Genomic DNA, 20,897 nt, shown 5'->3' on the forward strand with positions numbered 1-20,897 from the left:
TGTAAATTGCATTGGGTAAAAAAAGGGGAGGAAGAAGGCTCACACTTTTGCTCTGAAACTTCCCGGAGTAAACAATAACTCTCAGTATGTGTCAGTCTGCTGTTGCATCAAGCAATGCCCTGGCCGTTAATTCGTCAGTAATTAGACCATTAATAAGCCCACTGGCCAGCACCGCCTGGATGGCGGATATTTTCGTTGGCCCACCCGCCAGTGCCACAATATTGTCGCGGCGTTGCAGATCCAAAGGAATTGTCATTGTCCTGGCGGTCAAACCATTATCAATTCGTTGACCTTTGGCGGTAAAGAAATGGCCTAAAATCTCGCCTATTGCCCCCGAGGCTGATATCGCATTAATTTCACTCACGTCGATCATCCCGGCCTCCACCAGCTGAGCTGCGGGTTCCACAGTACCAATCCCCACTAATTTCATTGCGCTACCCATTGCCATATCAAACACCTGACGCACACCGTGTTGAGAAAGCATCACTTCTTTGTCTTCAACACTATTGGCGATGAATGGCACGGGCATCATATAAGCCTGAGCTCCGGTTTTTTCGGCAATGCGATGCATAACATCATGGGGATTGAGGGCGTAATTGCGCGTCAGGCAGCCGAGCAGCGAAACAAAGCGCACCTGATGGGCATCGATTTGGCGTAGCTGATGAATAGCAGCAGAAAGGGTTCGCCCATGGCCCATTCCTATGGTGATATCAGGATGATTTTTCAGTATGTTGCGAAGGTAATCCGCGCCTGCCATCCCCAGTGCGCGGACCGGGAGTCCTTCCTCTGCGGTATCCGGCGCCACACAACAAAATGTGAGGCCGAAGCGTTTTGCTAACTGCGACTCCAGTTCTACGCAGGCTACAATATCACCCTCGATACTGACCTTAACCGCGCCTTCAGATACGGCGCGGGCAATCAGTCGATGCGTTTTCACCGATGGCAATCCCAGCCGTTTTGCCACTTCCGCCTGGGTGAGACCGCCAACATAGTGCAGCCATGCCGCACGCAAACTAAGTGTCTCGTCGCTATCCATATATTTCATCTCTTGTTCCAGACTTTTTACAGCGTTCAGATATTCAAATCCTCAACGCCGGTATCAATATAAGGCGCCCAGTAGGCAACGCTTTCGGCTATTTCAGCGCAAGTCAGGCTGTCGGTCGGTTCCCGTTCTTTGAAACTCAGTTCCAGGCATATCTCATTATCTTTAGCGCCGCCACGGGCCAGGGCATTCAGTAACGCTTCTGGCTGAATGCGACCGTGTTTATTGTACTGAGCAGTAAAGGGGCGGTGCCCACCTTTATCCTGCATACTTTGCTTTATATGAATAATAGGCGAGTAGCGGGGAACGGCTTGCGCCCAGGCATACGGATCATAATCCCGCGGATCGGGTGAGGTGACATCACCATGATCAATATCTGCCATCATCCACATGGGAATGGCAAACGGGGCCGCGCTCAGTCTGTTTTGCAGCGCCAGACAAGCGGGGATGGTTTCACCGAACTCGCGGCCTATACTCATTGGTTCCCAGAAGAGATATTTTAATCCGGCAGATTTTGCGTGTTCTGCCACTTCTCCCCAGCAATCAATGGCGATGTTAATCAACGCTTCCCGCTGCTGTGGGTCGTTGTGATCCTGTTGCGTGAAAATCGCAAACTGTGAACCAATGGCGTCACCGCCAAGTTCAGCCGTGATATCCGCAAAAGTTTTAAACCAGTCGATGTAGTAACGGCGTACTGACGCATCCGGATGCCCGAAATGGTTTAGCCGACCATAAGGCCCGGTCATACCGGATGTCACACGTACCCCGGTGGAAAGCTGGGCTTTTTTCATTCGCCGCAGCATCTGGGCGATCGTCGACGCAGGCCAGCCTGGGTTGATAAATTCATGAGTAAGCTGAATATCCCGAATACGAATTTGCCGGGCAATGGTATTAAGCAGATCTTCCGGCGTCGCAATCCGGTTAACCAATGGATTGGTATTTAAAGACAAAGAAAGCGCCATTATTCTCTCCTTAGCTGGCTTTAGCCTGTAGTGGCGAATGTCTGGTGGCGGTAAACCATCCGCTAAAGGCCCGTTGCTCATCGTCGCTAAGGTGAAGACCATGCTTGGTCCGTCGCCAAAGAATATCATCCGCCTGTTTCGCCCACTCTTTTTCGATGAGGTAACGCGCTTCGGCTTCATAAAACAGACCGCCGAAGTGCAGGCCTAACTCCTCAAGGCTCGTAGCTTCCCCTAACAGCTGTGGCATCCGCGCGCCATACAGACGGGCGTAATGCTTACACAGATGCTGAGGTAACCAGTTGTAACGGCTTTTCATGGATTGCAGGAAAGTTTCAAAATCGGCATCGGCTATTTCTCCGCCGGGCAGCACTGCTGTGCGCGTCCAGTCGGCACCCATGTGCGGAAAAAAGGGTTTCAGTTTTTGCAGGGCGTGTTCCGCCAGTTTACGGAAGGTGGTGATTTTCCCGCCAAACACATGGAGCAACGGCAATTGTTGTTGCTCATCAAGCTCAAACACATAGTCGCGCGTTACTGCCGAAGGGTTACCTTTGCCATCATCAAACAGTGGCCTGACCCCGGAAAAACGGGTGATGACATCACTGGCGCAGAGCTGAATTTTGAAATAACGATTAATCACATCCAGCAGATATTGCTGCTCGCTGTCATCGGCAGTCACGGAGTCAGCATCACCTTCCCAGGGAATATCGGTGGTGCCAATCAGTGCCTTATCGCCTTCATACGGGTTAATAAAAATGACGCGTTTATCGTTATTTTGCATCAGGTAGGCTTGCTGACCTTCCCAGAATTTCGGCACGATGATGTGTGAACCTTTCACCAGACGAACGTTGCGGCTGCTGCGGGTTTGGGTCACCTGGTTGATTATCTCCAGAACCCAGGGGCCAGCCGCATTGACCAGCGCTTTGGCACGCAGCGTCTGTTGTTCACCAGTTTGAGTGTTTTGTAATGTGATAACCCATGCGTCGGCAGCGCGGTGGGCGGAGATACAACGCGTACGGGTGAGAATAGTGGCTCCGTGCTCGGCGGCGTCCAGTGCGTTCAGTGAGACCAGTCGCGCATCATCTACCCAGCAGTCGGAATACTCAAACCCTTTGCGATACGCATTTTTGATTGGCGCGCCTTCCGGATCTTGATGTAAATCGAGGATCCGTGTACCGGGAAGTTTTTTACGCCCACCCAGGTGGTCATATAAGTAAAGCCCCATACGGACAAGCCATGCCGGACGATCGCCTGGGCTATGCGGAAGGACAAAGCGCATCGGCCAGACAATATGCGGTGCCGCATTTAACAACACTTCGCGTTCGATAAGCGCTTCACGGACCAGACGAAATTCATAATATTCCAGATAACGTAACCCGCCATGTACCAGCTTGCCGGAACGAGAAGATGTGCCCTGGGCCAGATCGTCCTTTTCACACATGGCGACAGATAGCCCGCGCCCGGCGGCATCACGTGCGATACCCGCACCGTTGATGCCACCGCCAATAACAAACAGATCAAGAATCTTTTCACTCATGGCTGACTCCATAAATCAAATTAACATGCGGCTGACGGGGGATTTAATACATTCCAGGCTGGTGGCAGTTCGCGGCGAAGTTGCTGGTAGCAGTTAAATAAATGCTGGTAACGGTCAGTCAGCGCGGAAGATGGGGGTTCAGGGGCATCGAGAAGCGGTGTTACCCATGTTGCAATGCACTGTTCCATGGAGGGATACGCGCCGATAGCGACGGCAGCCATCATTGCCGCTCCGGCGGCACCCGCTTCTTCACGTTTGCTGCTGCGAACTGGCACGCCAAGGCAGGCTGATAGCACCTGACGAAGCTGTGGCGAACGAATCGCGCCACCGGTAAGACGTAATTCGCCGGGCAATTGCTCACCCATTGCCAGATAACAATCCCGTGCGGCAAAGCCGATCCCTTCAATGACGGCGCGAACCAGATCCGCAAAACCGTGGCTATAACTCAGGCCAACTAAACTTGCCCTCGCATTCGCATTGACGAAAGGCCCACGTTCCCCGGCTTCGGAAATATAGGGGTGATACAGCAAGGCACCGGGTTTTGCCTCACTGAGCCAGCGATCAAGATGCTGGACCAGTCTGGCGTGGCTGACTTCGCAACCAAAGCTTGCCAACAGCTCACTGGCGACATGTAATAGCCAGTCGAGATTAAGGGTCGATGCCATATTGGTTTGCACCTGGGTGACATAACCAGGGCAGGGCAGTTGAATGACATACCCTGTTTGCTCACTGTTAAGCCACACGTTGTCGGTCGATACGCTACGAAGATGCACGCCTGTTGAGCCGACAATCGAACAGGCGGTATTTGCCTCGCCGGTATGTACGCCTGCTCCCAGCGCCGTCATCACCATATCGACATAACCCAGACTGACGGGCGTCCCGGCGCGTAGCCCGGTAAGCGCCGCGGCCTCTTTGGTTAACGCGTGGGTGATGTTACTGCCGTCGATAATCTCAGGCAGAAGATGGTGACGATGCTCAAGCCCCAGCGCCGCAATAACCAGATCGTCATAGCGTTGGTGGCGAAAATTACCAAAGGTAAAACTGGCTTCGGAAGGATCGGTCGCCCGGATACCCGTTAAATTCAGATACAGCCAGTCTTTGCAATGGAGCGCCACCTCGCTGTTGTCCAGCAACTGCGGATAAAAGCGGTCCATATGCGCCATCTGCGCACTTTGCTGACAGGTATTTAACCCTGTTCCCGTTGCTTCAAAGCGTGCACGCGCCAGCGGTGAGCGCGAAAGAGTCTCAACGGTAGGCGCGGCGCGGGCGTCCAGCCAAATCCAGGCGTCATCGACCGGGCGGTTTTGGTGGCCCACCAGCCAGGTGCCGTCGCCTTGCCCGGTGACAGCAATCGCAACCACACGCTCAGCCAGATTTTCCACACGTTCAGCAAGTTTGCGGATAGACACCACGGCATCCTGCCAGGTCTGTTCCATGGACTGTTGCGCTGCGCCGCCCGCACTGCGTGAATAGCTATTGCGTACGGAAGCGCACTCTATTTGTTCACCCTCAAGATCAAACGCCACGGCCTTTACGACTGAAGTGCCGGAGTCCAGCCCAAGAATGATGTCACGATTATCCATCGATGCCTCTGTTATCAGGTTGACCGCAGTGGTTGCAAAAATAGTTGTTAATTACGTGTAACTTTTATTGAGTAATAACGTTACTTAACATTTATCACAAACTTAACATTACTGGTGAATTATTTTTCTTAAGTGGGAATAAATTTCACTCAGGAGAGCGGGCTGGATCACAAATTTGCCGCGTTAAGCCGATTATTTCCGCTAGTGAGCCGCCGTGTTATGGGGAGTCTGATGAAATGTTTATGAGATAAAAATGTTAGATCCAGATCGCGCTATCGATAAAAACAAACGTCTTGCAGTTGACAACCAGGCAACAAACGAACAATTCTCATCACATATAGTTATCTTATCTATAACATTGGGTCGGGACAATACGCCTGTGCCAACTGTCTGTGAGGTCAACATTATGTCTGGTGTTTCCGCACTTGCTTCTCAACATTCACGTCGTCGCGCCAGGCGCTTTACGGTTATTGGCATCGTGATTGTCGCGGTATTTATTGCAATGGCCGCCGATACAAAGGTGGTCAAAATAAGTGAGCAACAGACTGAAAAAGAAGGGATTTTTTCCGCTGAGATCTATGGAGATAAAACTTTTCCCGGCGTTAAAAGCAGCATCGAATCCCGAGCGGTGGATGCCACGCAACTCGCCGAAGCGCTAAAAACGAATCAACCCGAGGCCGTCAAAAAATATGGCGTTGGTTCGACGTTACCGGTGATCCCGGTGCGCTTTGAGGGGCTGGTGGGAGAGGGCAAATCCGGTATTTATAACATTCACGTGGAAGGTTTCCCTGAAGATGTGAAATTACGCCTGCAAACTGGCCCGGTATTAACCGGCACGGAATTACGTGATGCCACCGGGGAGATTCATTTTGGCGATTTCACTAACCAGATCGAATATCAAAATGCGGGGGCCGCGCTTAACCGGACATTAAAAAATACGCTGCTGGATAAGTTAGATCGCGAAACGCTGCCGGGTAAAAATATCACTGTGGTTGGTGTATTTCGTCTGTTAACTCCAGGCAACTGGTTAGTTGTTCCTGTTAGTCTGGAGGCGAAATGAAACAGCTAAAATTACATCCCGCATTGACGAAAGGTGAAATTATTCTTTCTGCCCGCAATGTCAGTAAGGTTTATGGCTCCACGCATGCGCTGAAAGGCGTTAACTTTGATATCCGACGCGGCGAAGTGACGACCTTATTTGGTGAAAATGGGGCCGGTAAATCGACACTGATGAAAATTCTTTCCGGCATTATTACCCCCAGCAGCGGTGAGATTGTCCTTAATGGTGAAGTCAAAATATTCGACTCTGCCAACGATGCGCGAAATAACGGTATTTCTATTATTCATCAGGAGTTAAATCTCGCCCCGAATATGAATGTGCGCGATAACATTTTTATCGGGCGGGAAATCATAACCTCGGGCGTGGTGGATTATGCCGAAGAATATCGCATCACCGAATTTTTGATGCGTTCCCTGGAAGAAGATATTGATCCGCTAACACCAGTGGAAAACCTTCGCCTCGGGCAGCAACAAATCGTCGAAATTGCCCGCGCGTTGTCGGTGAATTCGCAAATCCTCATTATGGATGAACCGACATCGGCGCTGAGTGCGGCGGAAGTCGATGTGTTATTCCAGGTTATCCGCGATCTCACCAGCCACGGCGTTGCCATTGTTTATATCTCTCACCACCTTGAAGAAGCGCTGGAAATTACCGACCGGGCCGTTGTACTGCGCGATGGCGTGATGACGGCGTATGCACGGCGCAATGAGATCGATCTCGACTGGATTGTGCACAACATGGTTGGTGAGCACTTTGACCTGGGATCGCCGCCCGAAGGCTATGCGTTCGGGTCGCCTGCGCTGGCAATTAACGGCCTGACGGTGAAGGGGAAAGCAGGAATTCGGCTTGTCGATAACCTCTCGCTGGATGTTCGGGCCGGAGAAATTGTCTGTATTTATGGCCTGATGGGGGCCGGACGCACGGAGCTTATGGAGTGCGTTGCGGGGCGTTTATCCCAATCTTCCGGCACCATTCTTCTTGAAGATCAGGATGTTTCCTCTCTCTCCATCTCACAGCGTATCGCCAGTGGGCTGGCTTTAGTGCCGGAAGATCGCCAGCGAGACGGCTTAGTCCAGACAATGAGCGTGGGCGAAAACCTGACGCTTTCCAGCATTAACACCTTTATTCGCGGGCTGATGTTATCGGCACGAAAGGAAAAGCAGCTCATCGCGGACAGCATTCGTACCGTAACCGTCAAAACGGCGGGGGGAGAGGCGGCAATCGGTTCTCTTTCTGGCGGCAATCAACAAAAAGTGGTCATAGGCAAAATGTTAGCCACCAATCCGAAGGTGATTTTATTAGATGAACCCAGTCGGGGAATCGACATTGGGGCAAAAGCGGAAGTTTTCCGTTTACTGGCGGAAAACGCCAGAAAAGGCTTAGCCGTGATCTATTCCACATCAGAAGTCGGTGAGTGTCTGAGTATTGCTCACCGGGTGGTGGTGATGAGTAAAGGACGCATTTCGGCAGTGTTTGATTCCGGGGTAAGCAAAGAGCGCATCATGGCGGCTTCCGGTGAGTCCGTGGTGGCACAACAATGAAAACGGGAGCGAAAACCATGACAGACAGAACCCAGTCGCTGGCGGACATTCAGCCAGAGATAAAACTACGCACCAAAAAAGGCCCAGGGCTTGCGCATATCCTGCTTGAAGGCCGCGCATTTATCGCCTTACTGGTGATTATTGCGGTGTTTTCATCACTCTCGCCAAATTACTTTAGCGGCGCAAATTTCCTGACGATGGCCTCGCATGTGGCGATTTTCGGCCTGCCAGCCATTGGTATGCTGCTGGTGATCCTTAATGGCGGTATCGATCTCTCGGTTGGCTCCACGCTCGGGCTGGCGGGAGTATGTGCCGGTTTCATGATGCAGGGGATCAATATTGAAGCGCTGGGCGTCGTGCTTTATCTCCCGGTCTGGGCAGTTGCGATTCTGACACTTGCCGTCGGCGCACTGGTGGGGCTGGTCAACGGGATATTGATTGCATGGTGTCGGGTACCTGCTTTCGTGGCAACGCTCGGATCTTTATATGTCGCCCGTGGCATTGCTTTACTCATTACTAACGGCCTGACCTACAACAAGCTCTCGGGCAGTGAATCTCTGGGAAATACCGGTTTTGACTGGTTAGGATTTAATCGAATCTTCACCGTGCCGATTGGCGTATTGATTCTGGGGATCGTCGCGCTGGCCTGTGGTTTTTTGTTGAGCAAAACGGCGTTTGGTCGTTGGCTTTATGCCTCTGGTGGTAACGAACGCGCGGCGGAGCTGTCGGGCGTTCCGGTGAAACGCGTCAAAATCAGCGTCTACGTCCTTTCCGGGATCTGCGCTGCCATGGCCGGACTGGTGCTTTCGTCTCAGCTAACCTCTGCCGGTCCGACGGCAGGCACGACTTACGAACTTACCGCCATTGCTGCCGTTGTGATCGGTGGGGCTGCGCTGACCGGCGGGCGTGGCAACGTGCGCGGCACACTTCTCGGCGCTTTTGTTATCGGTTTTCTCTCTGACGGTCTGGTCATTATTGGTGTGTCTGCGTATTGGCAGACCGTATTCACGGGAGCGGTGATTGTTCTGGCAGTGCTGCTCAACACCCTGCAATACGGTCGTCGGGGGCGTTAGTGAGTTTTTATCCAGCACGGAACCCGGTTGTATCCGTTCTGAAATCGTTCCAAAACTTTACCCTAAAATAACGGAGCAACAACGCTATGTATAACAAAAGTAGACGTTTTATTCTGGCTGCAACCACCGTGGTGATGACCGCCTTCGCCACGCCAGTCTGGGCGGAAGGGCTGATGACCATTATCGTTAACGATCCTTCTAACCCTTACTGGCTAACGGAAGGGGACGTTGCGCAAAAAACGGCAGAAAAAATGGGTTATACCGCCAAGGTTAGTGCGCATAAAGGCGATACCAACACCGAAAGCCAACTGATCGACACGGCAATTACCAATAAATCCAAAGCGATTATTCTCGATCCGGCTAACGCAGATGGATCAATCGGATCGGTGAAAAAAGCGATCGCCGCCAATATTCCGGTGTTTGTGATTAATGCTGAACTGAATCAAAGCGGGCTGGCGAAGGCACAGTTGGTTTCTAACAACGCACAAGGCGCGGCGTTAGCGGCCCAGCAATGGGTGCAACTGGTGGGCGATAACGGTGATTATGTAGAACTGAAAGGGCCACCTTCAGACAATAACTCCGCAACCCGCGCTAACGGTTTTGAAACGGTACTTAGCCAGTATCCTGATTTGAAGAAATCCGGGTCGGAGGTAGCAAACTGGGACCGCACTCAGGGATACAACAAGATGCAATCACTGTTACAGGCAAATCCCAATGTGAAAGGGGTGATTAGCGGTAACGATGAAATGGCATTAGGGGCAATAGCGGCACTGAAAGAAGCCGGAAAATTGAAAGGGGTAACGGTCGGCGGCTTTGATGGTTCGCCAGATGCCGTTGATGCGGTAAAAGACGGCACACTGGCTTATACCGTTATGCAGCCAGTTGCCACGTTTGCGGCAAAAGCCATTGAACAGGCTGACACTTTCCTCAAAACCGGCAAAACAGGCGCGTCATCCGAGAAACAGTTATTTGACTGTATTTTAATCACTAAAGAGAACGCAGCTAAAATTACGGCACCGTTTATGTTGTCAGAATAGTGCCGTGACCCGCGGGGGCGTTTTCGCCCCCCTTTATGATATTCTTATTACTCGCTGCCAATCCCGGCAATACAAACCCGGAAGTGTTATGACGCAAATGTCTCAGGATCATTCTCTCAATCTCTTTCTTGCTGAAACGCTGCCAGGCGATAGCCGACAGGCACGGCAGCTGGCGCGTCGTCAGCTCATTGTTGAAGCGGTTATGGCGGAAGGGGCGATTCGTATTGAGGAGATCACTGAGCGCTACGGTATTAGTTTAATGACCGCCCACCGGGATATCGATGAGCTTGCCGAACGTGGACTGCTGCATAAATCCCGTGGCGTGGTTTCGGCAACATCGACCAGCCTGGTTGAATCCAGCGATCTCTATCGCGCAACCCGTCAACTGGAAGAGAAACAGGCTATCGCCGAAGTGGCGGTGACTTATCTTGAACCTGGGCAGGCTATTTTTCTCGATGACTCAACAACGGTATTTCAGATGGCGCGTTACCTGCCAGCCAGAACCCCTCTGACCGTGATTACTAATTCATTGACCTTAATGAATGAACTTAAAAACATCCGGGATTTAACCTTATTAGGGCTGGGGGGGCAGTACCACAACTGGTGCAATGCGTTTATGGGGCATATGACACGAGAAGAAATTGCCGGCCTGCGGGCGAATACCTTTTTTGTCAGTATGTCGGCAATTATGGGCGATACGGTATTTCATCAGTCAGCCGAAACCGTAGAAACGAAACGGGCGATGTTTGAATCTGCAGAAAAGCGTTTCTTATTGATGGACCATACTAAATTTGAGCGCCGCGCTTTGTATCAGTTCGCTCATTTAAGGGAGTTTGATGCGGTCATTGTTAATCAGGGGACGCCTGTGCAGGTATTACGCCACCTTAAAGATTTGGGGGTAAATGTGGTTGTCGCTGGAATGAAAGTGAAAGCGGAATAGTAATTATGCGGCGAACGGTTGGGAAATGTTAAAGCGCTATGCTTCTCAGACATACTGATTAATCACCCCTTTCTTCGCACCAATATTCAGTTGTCTCCTCCATCCTACCTACAATAGCCCGTCACTCGATAAAGTTGTAGAATAAATGCACCTTACAAAGTCAGGAGGCAGCATGTCCGGCAAACGTATTGCTCGAGAAAAATTGACCATTCAGAAAATGATTGCACTCTACCAAAACCGTTGTCCTGAGGCTTCCACTGAGGAAGGGCATTACGACGCACTGTTTGCCTACGCGCAAAAACGGCTGGATAAATGCATATTTGGCGAAGAGAAACCAGCTTGTAAGCAGTGCCCGGTGCACTGTTATCAGCCAGCTAAGCGTGAGGAGATGAAGCAGATTATGCGCTGGGCGGGGCCGCGAATGTTATGGCGCCATCCAATGTTAACCGTGCGTCATCTTATCGACGACAAGCGCCCGGTACCGGAGTTGCCGGAGAGATATCAGCGGAAAAAAGAGAATGCCGGAAAGCAGTAAGACACTCCGGCATCATGCGATTAAGCGCGCATCGCAATCAGAATGGCAGATGCTTTAATCAGTGCAATCACGCGGCTTCCCTGAGACAGTTTCATCTCGTGTTGGCTTTCATTGGTAATACCAGCCACAAGCTCAAAACCTGCATCAGTTTTGATATGTACCGTGGCATTGACCGCACCTTCAGTTACCTGAGAAACACGACCCGCAAACTGGTTACGGGCAGAAAATTTTAAGCCGCAATCCTCAGTCGCCAGAGTTACCCACGGCGCTTTAATCAGAGCAATGGCTTCTTTTCCTTTTTTCAGTCCCAGTGCCAGCTGGTTCCTGCGGGTTACAATCGCTACCAGTTTTGCCCCACCAGCCAGTGTGAGTTCAACTTCATCATTGACGGCACCCAATGCCAGTGCGCTTATTGTTCCGATTAATTGATTACGTGCTGAAACTGCCATATTGCCTCCATTCCTTTAACGTAAATAACGATTATGGCATACCCTGGATTAGCGCATCCTTATTGATTCCTAATCGTTTCATACGTGAAAGCAGTGTTGTTCGCTTCATCCCCAGACGCTGGGCCGCGCCTTTCGGCCCCGCTACCACACCGTTTGTCTCTTTCAACACCCGGACAATAAGCTGATATTCGTCTTCCCCTTCCTGGGCGACTTCTTTCTCAACAGGAGGCTGTACTTGCGTCGCTGGGGCAATATCGGGTAACGAAAGTTGCAGCACGTTACCGCGTGTCAGTAACACCGCACGTTCAATCACGTTCTCCAGTTCCCGCACATTGCCAGGCCATTCCATATCACACAAGGCGCGAAGGGTTTCGGCAGGAATACTGTCGATATTACGCCCCATACGGCGGGCAATTTTATGAGTGAACGCTTTAACCAACAACGGGATATCTTCTGGTCGCTCACGCAATGGCGGTAAATGGATCGGGAACACGTTCAGACGGTAGTAAAGATCGCTACGGAATTCACGATCCGCGACCATTTTTTGTAGATCGCGGTTGGTTGCGGCGATCAATCGCACATCTGTCTGAATGATCTTATTACTGCCAAGCCGTTCAAACTCTTGTTCCTGCAGCACGCGAAGCAACTTCGGTTGCAATTCCAGTGGCATATCGCCCACTTCATCAAGGAACAGCGAGCTTTTATCCGCCAGTTCGAAACGGCCAATACGCTGTGTGCTGGCACCGGTAAAAGCTCCACGTTCGTGGCCAAACAGGTCGCTTTCCAGCAGTCCGGCTGGCATTGCGGCGCAGTTCATCTTTACCATCCGCCGACTATTACGTCCGCTCAGATTGTGAATCGCTCTGGCAATCAGTTCCTTACCAGTACCAGTTTCACCAAGAATTAATACGGTACTGTCACTTTGCGCCACCATCTCGACCTGTTTCATCACCCGATACATGGCATCGCTGCGCCCGATGATTTCACCAAAATCACTCTCGACGTTATTCAGTTGTTCGGTCAGGGCGAGGTTCTCATCGACAAGACGCTCTTTCAAACGATGAATTTCCTGGTAGGCAAGGGCATTATCGACGGCGATAGCCACACGTTCGGCAATCTGGCGCAGTAGATTCAGGTTAGCGGTGGTGAAGACTTTCTCTTCGCACTGTGCCAGTTTCAATACGCCGAGCATGGTATTACCCGACTTCAATGGCAGCAGGCATAACGTTTGAATTTGATTCCCCCAGGTTTCAAACAGCATCCGTTCATAAGGTGCCAGCGAATCACGCTCGTGGAGGTTAATCAGCAGCATCTCTTTGCTTTTAAAGACCCGTTCGGTCAGGGTTCCGGCTTCATCCACTTCACTCTGTTCGTGGGCAGGATGATGTTTATCGAGATAGTGCGTGGAATAGATATTGAGCTTATGTTTGCGATGACTACGCAGAACAATGCTGATGTCATCGATATTGAAATAATGGTGGATCTCTTTGGCAACTTCACTCACCAGTTCGTCCATATCCAGTCGTGATAACACCGCATTGGTTATCGCCACCAGGATGCGGAAATTATCCCGCTCACGACAAAGCAGGTCATAGTCGATATTGTTACTCACCCGGCTTTGAATTTGCTCGGCAACCACTGAGACAATTTGGGTAAAGGTTTGCAGGCGTGAAAACTCTTTTTCGCTCCACGGACGATCATCAACACGGGTAAATTCACAGCCACCAAAAATCCGCCCTTCAGCGGCGAGTGGTAATAAGCAGTAGTGTCCAAATTGTGGGTAAAGTGTACCGGCGGCCAGTTGCGGCCAGGTTTCACTAAATTCTGCATAGTTACAGTGCAGGGTATCCGGGCGCGATAAAATCCGCCTAATCGGCCCGTGAGCCAGTACGGTTTCATCTTCGTAAGCAATCGGACCGCTACTGCTATGCGTCGTATAGTACGACGCACGTTGCGTCTGCGCTTGCCACAACACGATGGCGGCGTTGTCGGCCAGCGCAGACTGCTTTACCAGTTGCGAAAGAGCCTCGCTCAGTGAGGCCAAATCGGGCTGCTGTAATAACGTACGAGTGATATCGAACAGCCCTTGTTGTCCGAGATCGCTCATTGGTGTATACGACATTTTGCTATCCAGGAATGCACCGCAACCTGCGGTGCTAAAAGAAAATTACTACAAGAAAAGAGTAGATCGAGAATGATGATAATGCCGCTTAATATCCCCAGATGCGTTGTATTAGGGGAGCGGCAATATCACTATCAACGATCTTAATTAGCATATACGCGGAAGCGGTTCGGCGTGTGGTAAATCGAGGGTTCGCTTCACGCCATAAAGACCGGCAAGGCGAACACCTTTACGTTCCACCACTTCACCAATTAGCGCCGCGTCTTTCCCCTGTGGATGGGAATGTAACGCCGCCAGCACTTGCTCTGCTGCGTTGCGTTCAACGGCGATCACCAGTTTGCCTTCGTTGGCAAAGTTAAGGGCGTCCAGCCCCAGCAGTTCGCAAACGCCGCGCACGGCAGGTTTAACTGGCAACGCTGATTCAGAAATTTCAATACCGCAACCGCAGGCTGCCGCGAACTCATGAACTACCGCGTTCACTCCACCACGGGTGGCATCACGCAACGCTTTCACGCCGGGAATGTCACGCAGCGTCTGAATAAGCGGCGTCAGCACCGCGCAGTCGCTGACCAGTTCGCCATCCAGCCCCAGTTGCTCACGCAGGTTAAGGATAGTCGCCCCGTGGTCTCCGAGTGTACCGCTAACCAGCAATACATCGCCTGCGGTTAGCGTTTGTGCGCCCCAGTGAATATTCGCCGGAATTGCGCCCATGCCAGCGGTGTTGATAAACAGTTTATCTGCCGCGCCGCGCTGCACCACTTTAGTGTCGCCAGTAACGATGGCAATGCCTGCAGCGCGGGCGGTTTCTGCCATGCTGGTCACCACGGCTTTTAGCGTCTCCATCGGTAATCCTTCTTCAAGGATAAATCCACAGGAGAGATAGCGCGGAATAGCGCCACTGACCGCTACGTCGTTCGCGGTGCCGCAAATCGCCAGCTTGCCGATATTGCCACCAGGAAAGAACAGCGGGTCGATGACGTAGCTGTCGGTGGAGAACGCCAGACGGTCGCCTTCCGCCACCAGTTGCGCCAGATCAAGGCGCGCCTGGTCTTCCTGTTCTGCCAGCCACGGATTGGCAAAAGCTTCCATAAACAGGCTGTTGATTAATTGCTGCATCGCCTGGCCGCCGCTGCCGTGGGCGAGTTGGATATTATTCACGCTTCACTCTCCTGCTGACGATACTGATACCACGCGGCGCATGCTCCTTCGGAGGAAACCATCAGCGCGCCAAACGCGGTTTGAGGATTACAGGTGTTACCAAACAGCGGGCATTGATGCGGCTTACATTTGCCCGTTAATACTTCGCCACAACGTGCGCGCGGGTCATCGCAAACCTGCTGCGGTGCCGGGCGGAAATGCGCTTCGGCGTCAAATCGTTGATAGTCCGGCGTCAGGTGTACACCAGAAGATTCAATCACGCCTAAGCCGCGCCATTCGCTGTCGCCGTTGACGCAGAAGACATCCGCAATCGCCTGTTGCGCCAGCAGGTTACCGGCATCTGGCACCACCCGCCGATACTGATTTTCTACCTTGCTGTGGGCCGCTATTTTCTGCTCCACCAGCATGACCACGCCTTGTAGTAGATCAAGCGGTTCGAATCCAGCAACCACCAGAGGACGATGAAAATCACTGGCGATAAAATTATAGGCGTCGGTGCCGATAACCATACTGACGTGGCCCGGCGCGAGGAACGCATCGATACCGTTATCCGGCTGTTCCAGCAAACTGCGTAGCGTTGGGATCAGCGTAATATGCTGGCAGAAAAAGTAAAAATTTTGCACACCGCGGGCTTTCGCCTGTTGCAGAGTGATGGCCGTCGTCGGCATGGTGGTTTCAAACCCTAAGCCGAAGAACACCACTTTACGAGTTGGATTCTCCTGCGCCAGTTTCAACGCATCCATTGGCGAGTAAACGATGCGAACATCGGCACCGCGCGCTTTTGCCTGTAACAGCGACCCCTGTTTCCCTGGTACGCGCATGGCGTCGCCAAAGGTACAGAAGATGACTTCCGGATGGCTGGCAATCTCCACGCAGGTGTCGATTCTTCCCATCGGCAGTACACATACCGGGCAACCCGGACCGTGGATAAACTCAACGTTCTCCGGCAGTAACTGGTCGAGGCCGAATTTAAAAATGGCGTGGGTATGGCCGCCGCACACTTCCATAATCCGCAGAGGGCGTTCAGCGGTGTAAGAGAGATGTGAAGCACGTTCGCGTAGATGCTCAATTAACTGCATCACCTGTTCCGGCGCGCGATATTCATCAACAAAACGCATTATTTTTCCTCGCCATACAACAGCGCGCCGACATCCGGCTCAACGTCAAACATGTTTTGTAAGGCGTCGAGGGTGTCGCGCGCTTCGGCTTCATTAATTACGCTCATGGCAAAGCCAACGTGAACCAGTACCCACTGGCCCACGCGTGGCTGACCGTTTTCATCGCAGCTGCCGACTAACGTTAGGTCGACGTCGCGCTGAATACCGCAGACGTCGACTTTCGCCTGGTTGCCGTCAATGGTGCGGATCTGGCCGGGAACGCCTATGCACATCGCTGTGTCTCCAGCCAGTTCAGCCACTGGTCCATCCCTTCGCCGCTGGTGGCTGAAATAAGGATGATTTCAATTTCTGGATTGACTTCGCGGGCGCAGGCGATGCACTTCTCAACGTCGAAATTGAGATACGGTAGCAGGTCAACTTTGTTGAGCAGCATCAGTGAGGCGGCGGCAAACATATGTGGATATTTCAGCGGTTTGTCTTCACCTTCGGTAACGGAAAGCACCGCCACTTTGTGTTTTTCACCGAGATCGAAGCTCGCCGGACATACGAGGTTGCCAACGTTTTCGATAAACAGAATACCGTTATCGTCCAGTGGCAGGCGCGGCGCGGCGTCGGCGATCATCTGTGCGTCAAGATGGCAACCTTTACCGGTATTCACCTGAATCGCTGGCGTGCCGGTAGCGCGAATGCGCGCGGCATCGTTCACGGTTTGCTGGTCGCCTTCAATCACCGCACACGGAACGTTATCTTTCAGGCGCATTAAGGTTTCAGTCAGCAGCGTGGTTTTACCGGAACCAGGGCTGGAAACCAGGTTGAGTACCAACTGATTGCGGGCAGCAAAGCGCGCGCGGTTGCGTTCAGCCAGACGGTTGTTTTTGTCCAGCACGTCAATTTCGACTTCCAGCATCCGACGCTGGCTCATGCCCGGCGCGTGAGTGCCCGCTTTGCCATGACCGTAATGCAGGTCGCCTTCTTCAGTCTGGCTGGGGGTAAATTCAGGCGCTTTAATGCCGGTGATTTTCATCTTCGGGCGTGCCGCCGGGGCAAATGGCGCGCTACGAAACGCGGAATGAGGGTTATGTTCATCACCCTCGATATACAGGTTGCCTTCACCGCAACCGCATGTTGTACACATCGCTCACTCCTGGTCTATTTCTATCCGCCGAATCTGTAAACCGTCGTCTGCCACAATCTGTAGCATGTCACCATGACACTGTGGACAGCGGCGGACGCGCTGGGTCAGTAGCGTCACATACTGTTGGCATGTTTCACACCAGCATTCGGCCTCTTGTTCTTCGAGGTGCAGTTTACAACCTTCCGCCACGCTGCCGCGGCAAACCAGATCAAAACAAAAGGCAAGAGAGCTGGTTTCGACACAAGAAAATGCGCCAATTTTGAGCCAGACCCCAGTTACGCGTTTTGCGCCGTGTTTTGCGGCCTGCTGTTCGATCAATTCCAGTGCCCGTTGGCAGAGGGTTATTTCGTGCATATTGCCTCCCGTCATCGTATCTCCGGGATAAGCAATATTTGTGCCATCCTGTTTTAATCGCTACAGCCTCTGGTGACGATAATGACGAAATGACATGTCATCACAGCGTCAAAAATCACAGTGATTCAGGTGATTTACTGATAAAACAATGAGTTAAAAAATGGCATGAAAAATGCTTATAGCTGGTCGTCTCTGTTAACCGGGTAACCTGACATGACTATTTGGGAAATAAGCGAAAAAGCCGATTACATCGCGCAGCGGCACCGTCGCCTACAGGACCAGTGGCATATTTACTGCAACTCACTGGTCCAGGGGATCACGCTATCAAAAGCACATTTGCATCACGGAATGAGTTGTGCGGCAGAAAAAGACCTCTGCTTCGTTCTCTTCGAACACTTCCGTATCTACGTCACCCTGGCGGATGGTTTTAATAATCACATCATTGAGTATTACATCGAATCCAAAGAGCCCAACAGTAAACAACTGATTGGGCGAGCAGAGTTGTCAATAGACGGCAAGATAGACGGTGAGATCAGCAACCGTGATCGCGAGCAAGTGCTTGAACACTATCTCGGCAAAATCGCCCGCGTCTATGACGGCCTGTATGCCGCTGTAGAAAGTAATGCGCCAGTGGATCTGGGCTTACTGATTGATGAGCAAAACCCGGTCGTATAAGCCGCCGTTTTGTCCGTATAGCGCCGTCACGGGCGTTGTACTGCATCACAACTAACTGGAAATGGGCGTGTCGAGGGATGTCAAAAATGACATCTCATCGGCATGTTTTCGTCAAAAATGACAATCACCTGAGGAATGACTGGTGAATCGTTTTGTAATTGCTGACTCCACGCTCTGTATCGGCTGTCACACCTGTGAAGCTGCCTGTTCAGAGACGCATCGCCAGCATGGGCTGCAATCTATGCCGCGCCTGCGAGTGATGTTGAATGAAAAAGAATCTGCGCCACAACTTTGCCACCACTGTGAAGATGCACCCTGCGCAACGGTCTGCCCGGTTAACGCCATCACCCGCGTTGATGGGGCTGTGCAGCTAAATGAAAGTCTGTGCGTAAGCTGCAAACTGTGCGGCATCGCCTGCCCGTTTGGCGCAATCGAATTTTCCGGCAGCCGTCCGCTGGATATTCCGGCAAACGCCAATACCCCGAAAGCACCACCGGCACCGCCTGCTCCGGCGCGTGTCAGCACGCTGCTTGACTGGGTGCCGGGTATTCGCGCGATCGCCGTCAAATGTGACCTCTGTAGCTTTGATGAACAAGGTCCGGCCTGCGTGCGGATGTGCCCAACCAAAGCCCTGCATCTGGTGGATAACACCGATATCGCCCGCGTCAGCAAACGTAAGCGTGAGCTGACCTTTAACACGGACTTTGGCGATCTCACCTTGTTTCAGCAGGCTCAAAGTGGAGAGGCTAAATGAGCGCAATTTCCCTGATCAATAGCGGCGTGGCGTGGTTTGCTGCCGCCGCTGTTCTGGCATTTCTCTTTTCTTTTCAAAAGGCGCTAAGCGGCTGGATTGCCGGAATTGGCGGCGCGGTGGGTAGCCTGTATACGGCAGCCGCGGGCTTCACTGTGCTGACTGGCGCGGTTGGCGTGAGCGGCGCGCTTTCGCTGGTAAGCTACGATGTGCAAATCTCTCCGCTTAATGCGATTTGGCTGATTACCCTCGGCCTGTGCGGTCTGTTTGTCAGCCTCTACAACATTGACTGGCATCGCCATGCGCAGGTGAAGTGTAACGGCTTGCAGATCAATATGTTGATGGCTGCTGCCGTCTGTGCCGTCATTGCCAGCAATCTGGGCATGTTCGTAGTAATGGCAGAAATCATGGCCCTGTGTGCGGTGTTCCTCACCAGCAACAGCAAAGAGGGCAAACTGTGGTTTGCGCTGGGGCGTCTTGGCACTCTGCTGCTGGCGATTGCCTGCTGGCTGCTGTGGCAACGTTACGGCACGCTGGATCTGCGCCTGCTGGATATGCGCGTGCAGCAACTGCCGCTCGGTTCCGATATCTGGCTGCTCGGCGTTATTGGCTTTGGCCTGCTGGCCGGGATTATCCCGCTGCACGGCTGGGTGCCACAGGCTCATGCTAACGCCTCTGCGCCAGCTGCCGCGCTGTTTTCCACGGTGGTGATGAAAATTGGCCTGCTGGGTATTTTAACCCTGTCGCTGCTGGGCGGTAATGCGCCGCTGTGGTGGGGAATTGCACTTCTGGTACTCGGCATGATCACCGCGTTCGTCGGCGGTTTGTATGCGCTGATGGAGCACAACATTCAGCGTCTGCTGGCTTACCACACTCTGGAAAATATCGGCATCATCCTGCTGGGGCTGGGCGCTGGCGTAACGGGTATCGCGCTTGAACAACCGGCGCTGATTGCCCTTGGCCTGGTCGGTGGTCTGTACCATCTGCTTAACCATAGCCTGTTCAAGAGCGTACTGTTCCTCGGGGCTGGGAGCGTCTGGTTCCGTACCGGTCATCGCGATATCGAAAAACTCGGCGGTATTGGCAAAAAAATGCCGGTTATCTCCATCGCCATGTTGGTCGGTCTGATGGCAATGGCTGCGCTGCCACCGCTGAACGGTTTTGCCGGGGAATGGGTTATCTATCAATCCTTCTTCAAACTGAGCAATAGTGGCGCGTTTGTTGCCCGTCTTCTCGGGCCGCTGCTCGCCGTGGGGCTGGCAATTACCGGTGCACTGGCAGTGATGTGTATGGCGAAAGTTTATGGCGTTACTTTCCTTGGCGCGCCGCGTACCAAAGAAGCCGAAAACGCCACCTGTGCGCCGCTCCTGATGAGCGTAAGCGTAGTGGCACTGGCGATTTGCTGCGTGATTGGCGGTGTTGCTGCGCCGTGGCTGCTGCCGATGTTGTCTGCTGCCGTAACTCTGCCGCTGGAGCCTGCTAATACAACCGTTTCTCAACCAATGATCACGTTGCTGCTGATTGCCTGCCCGCTGCTGCCATTCATCATTATGGCGATTTGCAAAGGCGACCGTCTGCCGTCGCGTTCCCGCGGCGCTGCTTGGGTATGTGGCTACGACCATGAAAAATCAATGGTGATTACTGCTCACGGTTTTGCCATGCCGGTGAAACAGGCGTTTGCGCCGGTGCTGAAACTGCGCAAATGGCTGAATCCGGTGTCGCTGGTACCGGGCTGGCAGTACGAGGGGAGTGCGTTGCTGTTCCGCCGGATGGCGCTGGTTGAACTGGCGGTACTGGTGGTGATTATTGTTTCACGAGGAGCCTGAGA

20 protein-coding genes are annotated in these 20,897 nt (G+C 52.4%); 9 read left to right on the forward strand and 11 right to left on the reverse strand.

The window, feature by feature from the left end; all coding sequences use genetic code 11:
* Positions 1-91: 91 nt before the first annotated feature.
* From EFER_RS01845 to EFER_RS01860, 4 genes are read right to left on the reverse strand one after another with little or no spacing between them, the layout of a single operon-like run.
* A complete protein-coding gene (locus EFER_RS01845; RefSeq protein WP_000876522.1) occupies positions 92-1,045 on the reverse strand; it encodes a sugar-binding transcriptional regulator in 954 nt (317 codons plus the stop codon).
* Positions 1,046-1,071: 26 nt separating this feature from the next.
* Positions 1,072-2,004: a sugar phosphate isomerase/epimerase family protein gene (locus tag EFER_RS01850; protein ID WP_001218513.1), complete on the reverse strand. Its 933-nt coding sequence runs from the start codon at positions 2,002-2,004 to the stop codon at positions 1,072-1,074.
* Between the two features lie 10 nt (positions 2,005-2,014).
* The gene (locus EFER_RS01855) at positions 2,015-3,538 is read right to left on the reverse strand and encodes a glycerol-3-phosphate dehydrogenase (RefSeq protein WP_001290829.1); all 1,524 of its coding nucleotides are present in this window, start codon (positions 3,536-3,538) and stop codon (positions 2,015-2,017) included.
* Between the two features lie 20 nt (positions 3,539-3,558).
* On the reverse strand, positions 3,559-5,121 hold the full coding sequence (locus tag EFER_RS01860; RefSeq protein ID WP_000370226.1) for an FGGY-family carbohydrate kinase: 1,563 nt from the start codon (positions 5,119-5,121) through the stop codon (positions 3,559-3,561).
* A gap of 406 nt (positions 5,122-5,527) precedes the next feature.
* Between EFER_RS01860 and EFER_RS01865 the strand changes: the two genes are divergently transcribed.
* From EFER_RS01865 to EFER_RS01890, 6 genes are all read left to right on the forward strand, one after another.
* Positions 5,528-6,181 carry a DUF2291 family protein gene (locus EFER_RS01865; RefSeq protein WP_024256379.1) on the forward strand — a complete coding sequence of 218 codons (654 nt, stop codon included), beginning with the start codon at positions 5,528-5,530 and terminating at the stop codon, positions 6,179-6,181.
* Positions 6,178-7,722: a sugar ABC transporter ATP-binding protein gene (locus EFER_RS01870; protein WP_000811528.1), complete on the forward strand. Its 1,545-nt coding sequence runs from the start codon at positions 6,178-6,180 to the stop codon at positions 7,720-7,722. The genes EFER_RS01865 and EFER_RS01870 overlap by 4 nt, the downstream gene beginning before the upstream one ends.
* Positions 7,723-7,739: 17 nt before the next feature.
* Positions 7,740-8,795, forward strand: a complete 1,056-nt coding sequence (locus EFER_RS01875) for an ABC transporter permease (RefSeq protein ID WP_024256380.1) — start codon at positions 7,740-7,742, stop codon at positions 8,793-8,795.
* Between the two features lie 86 nt (positions 8,796-8,881).
* The gene (locus tag EFER_RS01880; RefSeq protein WP_000282431.1) at positions 8,882-9,832 is read left to right on the forward strand and encodes a D-ribose ABC transporter substrate-binding protein; all 951 of its coding nucleotides are present in this window, start codon (positions 8,882-8,884) and stop codon (positions 9,830-9,832) included.
* An 88-nt stretch (positions 9,833-9,920) separates the two neighbouring features.
* The gene (locus tag EFER_RS01885) at positions 9,921-10,772 is read left to right on the forward strand and encodes a DeoR/GlpR family DNA-binding transcription regulator (RefSeq protein ID WP_000192919.1); all 852 of its coding nucleotides are present in this window, start codon (positions 9,921-9,923) and stop codon (positions 10,770-10,772) included.
* Between the two features lie 172 nt (positions 10,773-10,944).
* Complete coding sequence (locus EFER_RS01890) at positions 10,945-11,307, forward strand: nitrous oxide-stimulated promoter family protein (RefSeq protein WP_000015477.1); 363 nt, start codon at positions 10,945-10,947, stop codon at positions 11,305-11,307.
* Between the two features lie 20 nt (positions 11,308-11,327).
* Here EFER_RS01890 and EFER_RS01895 read toward each other — a convergent pair whose 3' ends face one another.
* The 7 genes from EFER_RS01895 to hypA form a co-directional block, all read right to left on the reverse strand.
* On the reverse strand, positions 11,328-11,756 hold the full coding sequence (locus EFER_RS01895) for a TOBE domain-containing protein (protein WP_000301061.1): 429 nt from the start codon (positions 11,754-11,756) through the stop codon (positions 11,328-11,330).
* A 31-nt stretch (positions 11,757-11,787) separates the two neighbouring features.
* On the reverse strand, positions 11,788-13,878 hold the full coding sequence (flhA, locus tag EFER_RS01900; RefSeq protein ID WP_000122678.1) for a formate hydrogenlyase transcriptional activator FlhA: 2,091 nt from the start codon (positions 13,876-13,878) through the stop codon (positions 11,788-11,790).
* A 147-nt stretch (positions 13,879-14,025) separates the two neighbouring features.
* Positions 14,026-15,036 carry a hydrogenase maturation carbamoyl dehydratase HypE gene (gene hypE, locus EFER_RS01905; RefSeq protein WP_001059913.1) on the reverse strand — a complete coding sequence of 337 codons (1,011 nt, stop codon included), beginning with the start codon at positions 15,034-15,036 and terminating at the stop codon, positions 14,026-14,028.
* On the reverse strand, positions 15,033-16,154 hold the full coding sequence (hypD, locus tag EFER_RS01910; protein WP_001212990.1) for a hydrogenase formation protein HypD: 1,122 nt from the start codon (positions 16,152-16,154) through the stop codon (positions 15,033-15,035). Before hypD ends, hypE begins: the two co-directional genes overlap by 4 nt.
* Positions 16,154-16,426, reverse strand: coding sequence for a hydrogenase 3 maturation protein HypC (hypC, locus tag EFER_RS01915; RefSeq protein WP_000334881.1), 273 nt, complete (start codon positions 16,424-16,426; stop codon positions 16,154-16,156). Before hypC ends, hypD begins: the two co-directional genes overlap by 1 nt.
* A complete protein-coding gene (hypB, locus tag EFER_RS01920; RefSeq protein ID WP_000337680.1) occupies positions 16,417-17,289 on the reverse strand; it encodes a hydrogenase nickel incorporation protein HypB in 873 nt (290 codons plus the stop codon). Before hypB ends, hypC begins: the two co-directional genes overlap by 10 nt.
* 3 nt (positions 17,290-17,292) lie before the next feature.
* Entirely contained in the window at positions 17,293-17,643 is a 351-nt protein-coding gene (hypA, locus tag EFER_RS01925) for a hydrogenase maturation nickel metallochaperone HypA (RefSeq protein WP_001299100.1), read from the reverse strand.
* 213 nt (positions 17,644-17,856) lie between these two features.
* Here hypA and hycA point away from each other — a divergent pair, with 213 nt between their 5' ends.
* From hycA to hycC, 3 genes are all read left to right on the forward strand, one after another.
* On the forward strand, positions 17,857-18,318 hold the full coding sequence (gene hycA / locus EFER_RS01930; protein WP_000158048.1) for a formate hydrogenlyase regulator HycA: 462 nt from the start codon (positions 17,857-17,859) through the stop codon (positions 18,316-18,318).
* A 142-nt stretch (positions 18,319-18,460) separates the two neighbouring features.
* Positions 18,461-19,072, forward strand: a complete 612-nt coding sequence (hycB, locus tag EFER_RS01940) for a formate hydrogenlyase subunit HycB (RefSeq protein ID WP_001079173.1) — start codon at positions 18,461-18,463, stop codon at positions 19,070-19,072.
* A complete protein-coding gene (gene hycC, locus EFER_RS01945) occupies positions 19,069-20,895 on the forward strand; it encodes a formate hydrogenlyase subunit 3 (protein WP_001274371.1) in 1,827 nt (608 codons plus the stop codon). Before hycB ends, hycC begins: the two co-directional genes overlap by 4 nt.
* Positions 20,896-20,897 lie beyond the last annotated feature (2 nt).

Source organism: Escherichia fergusonii ATCC 35469 (genome assembly GCF_000026225.1).
GTDB lineage: Bacteria > Pseudomonadota > Gammaproteobacteria > Enterobacterales > Enterobacteriaceae > Escherichia > Escherichia fergusonii.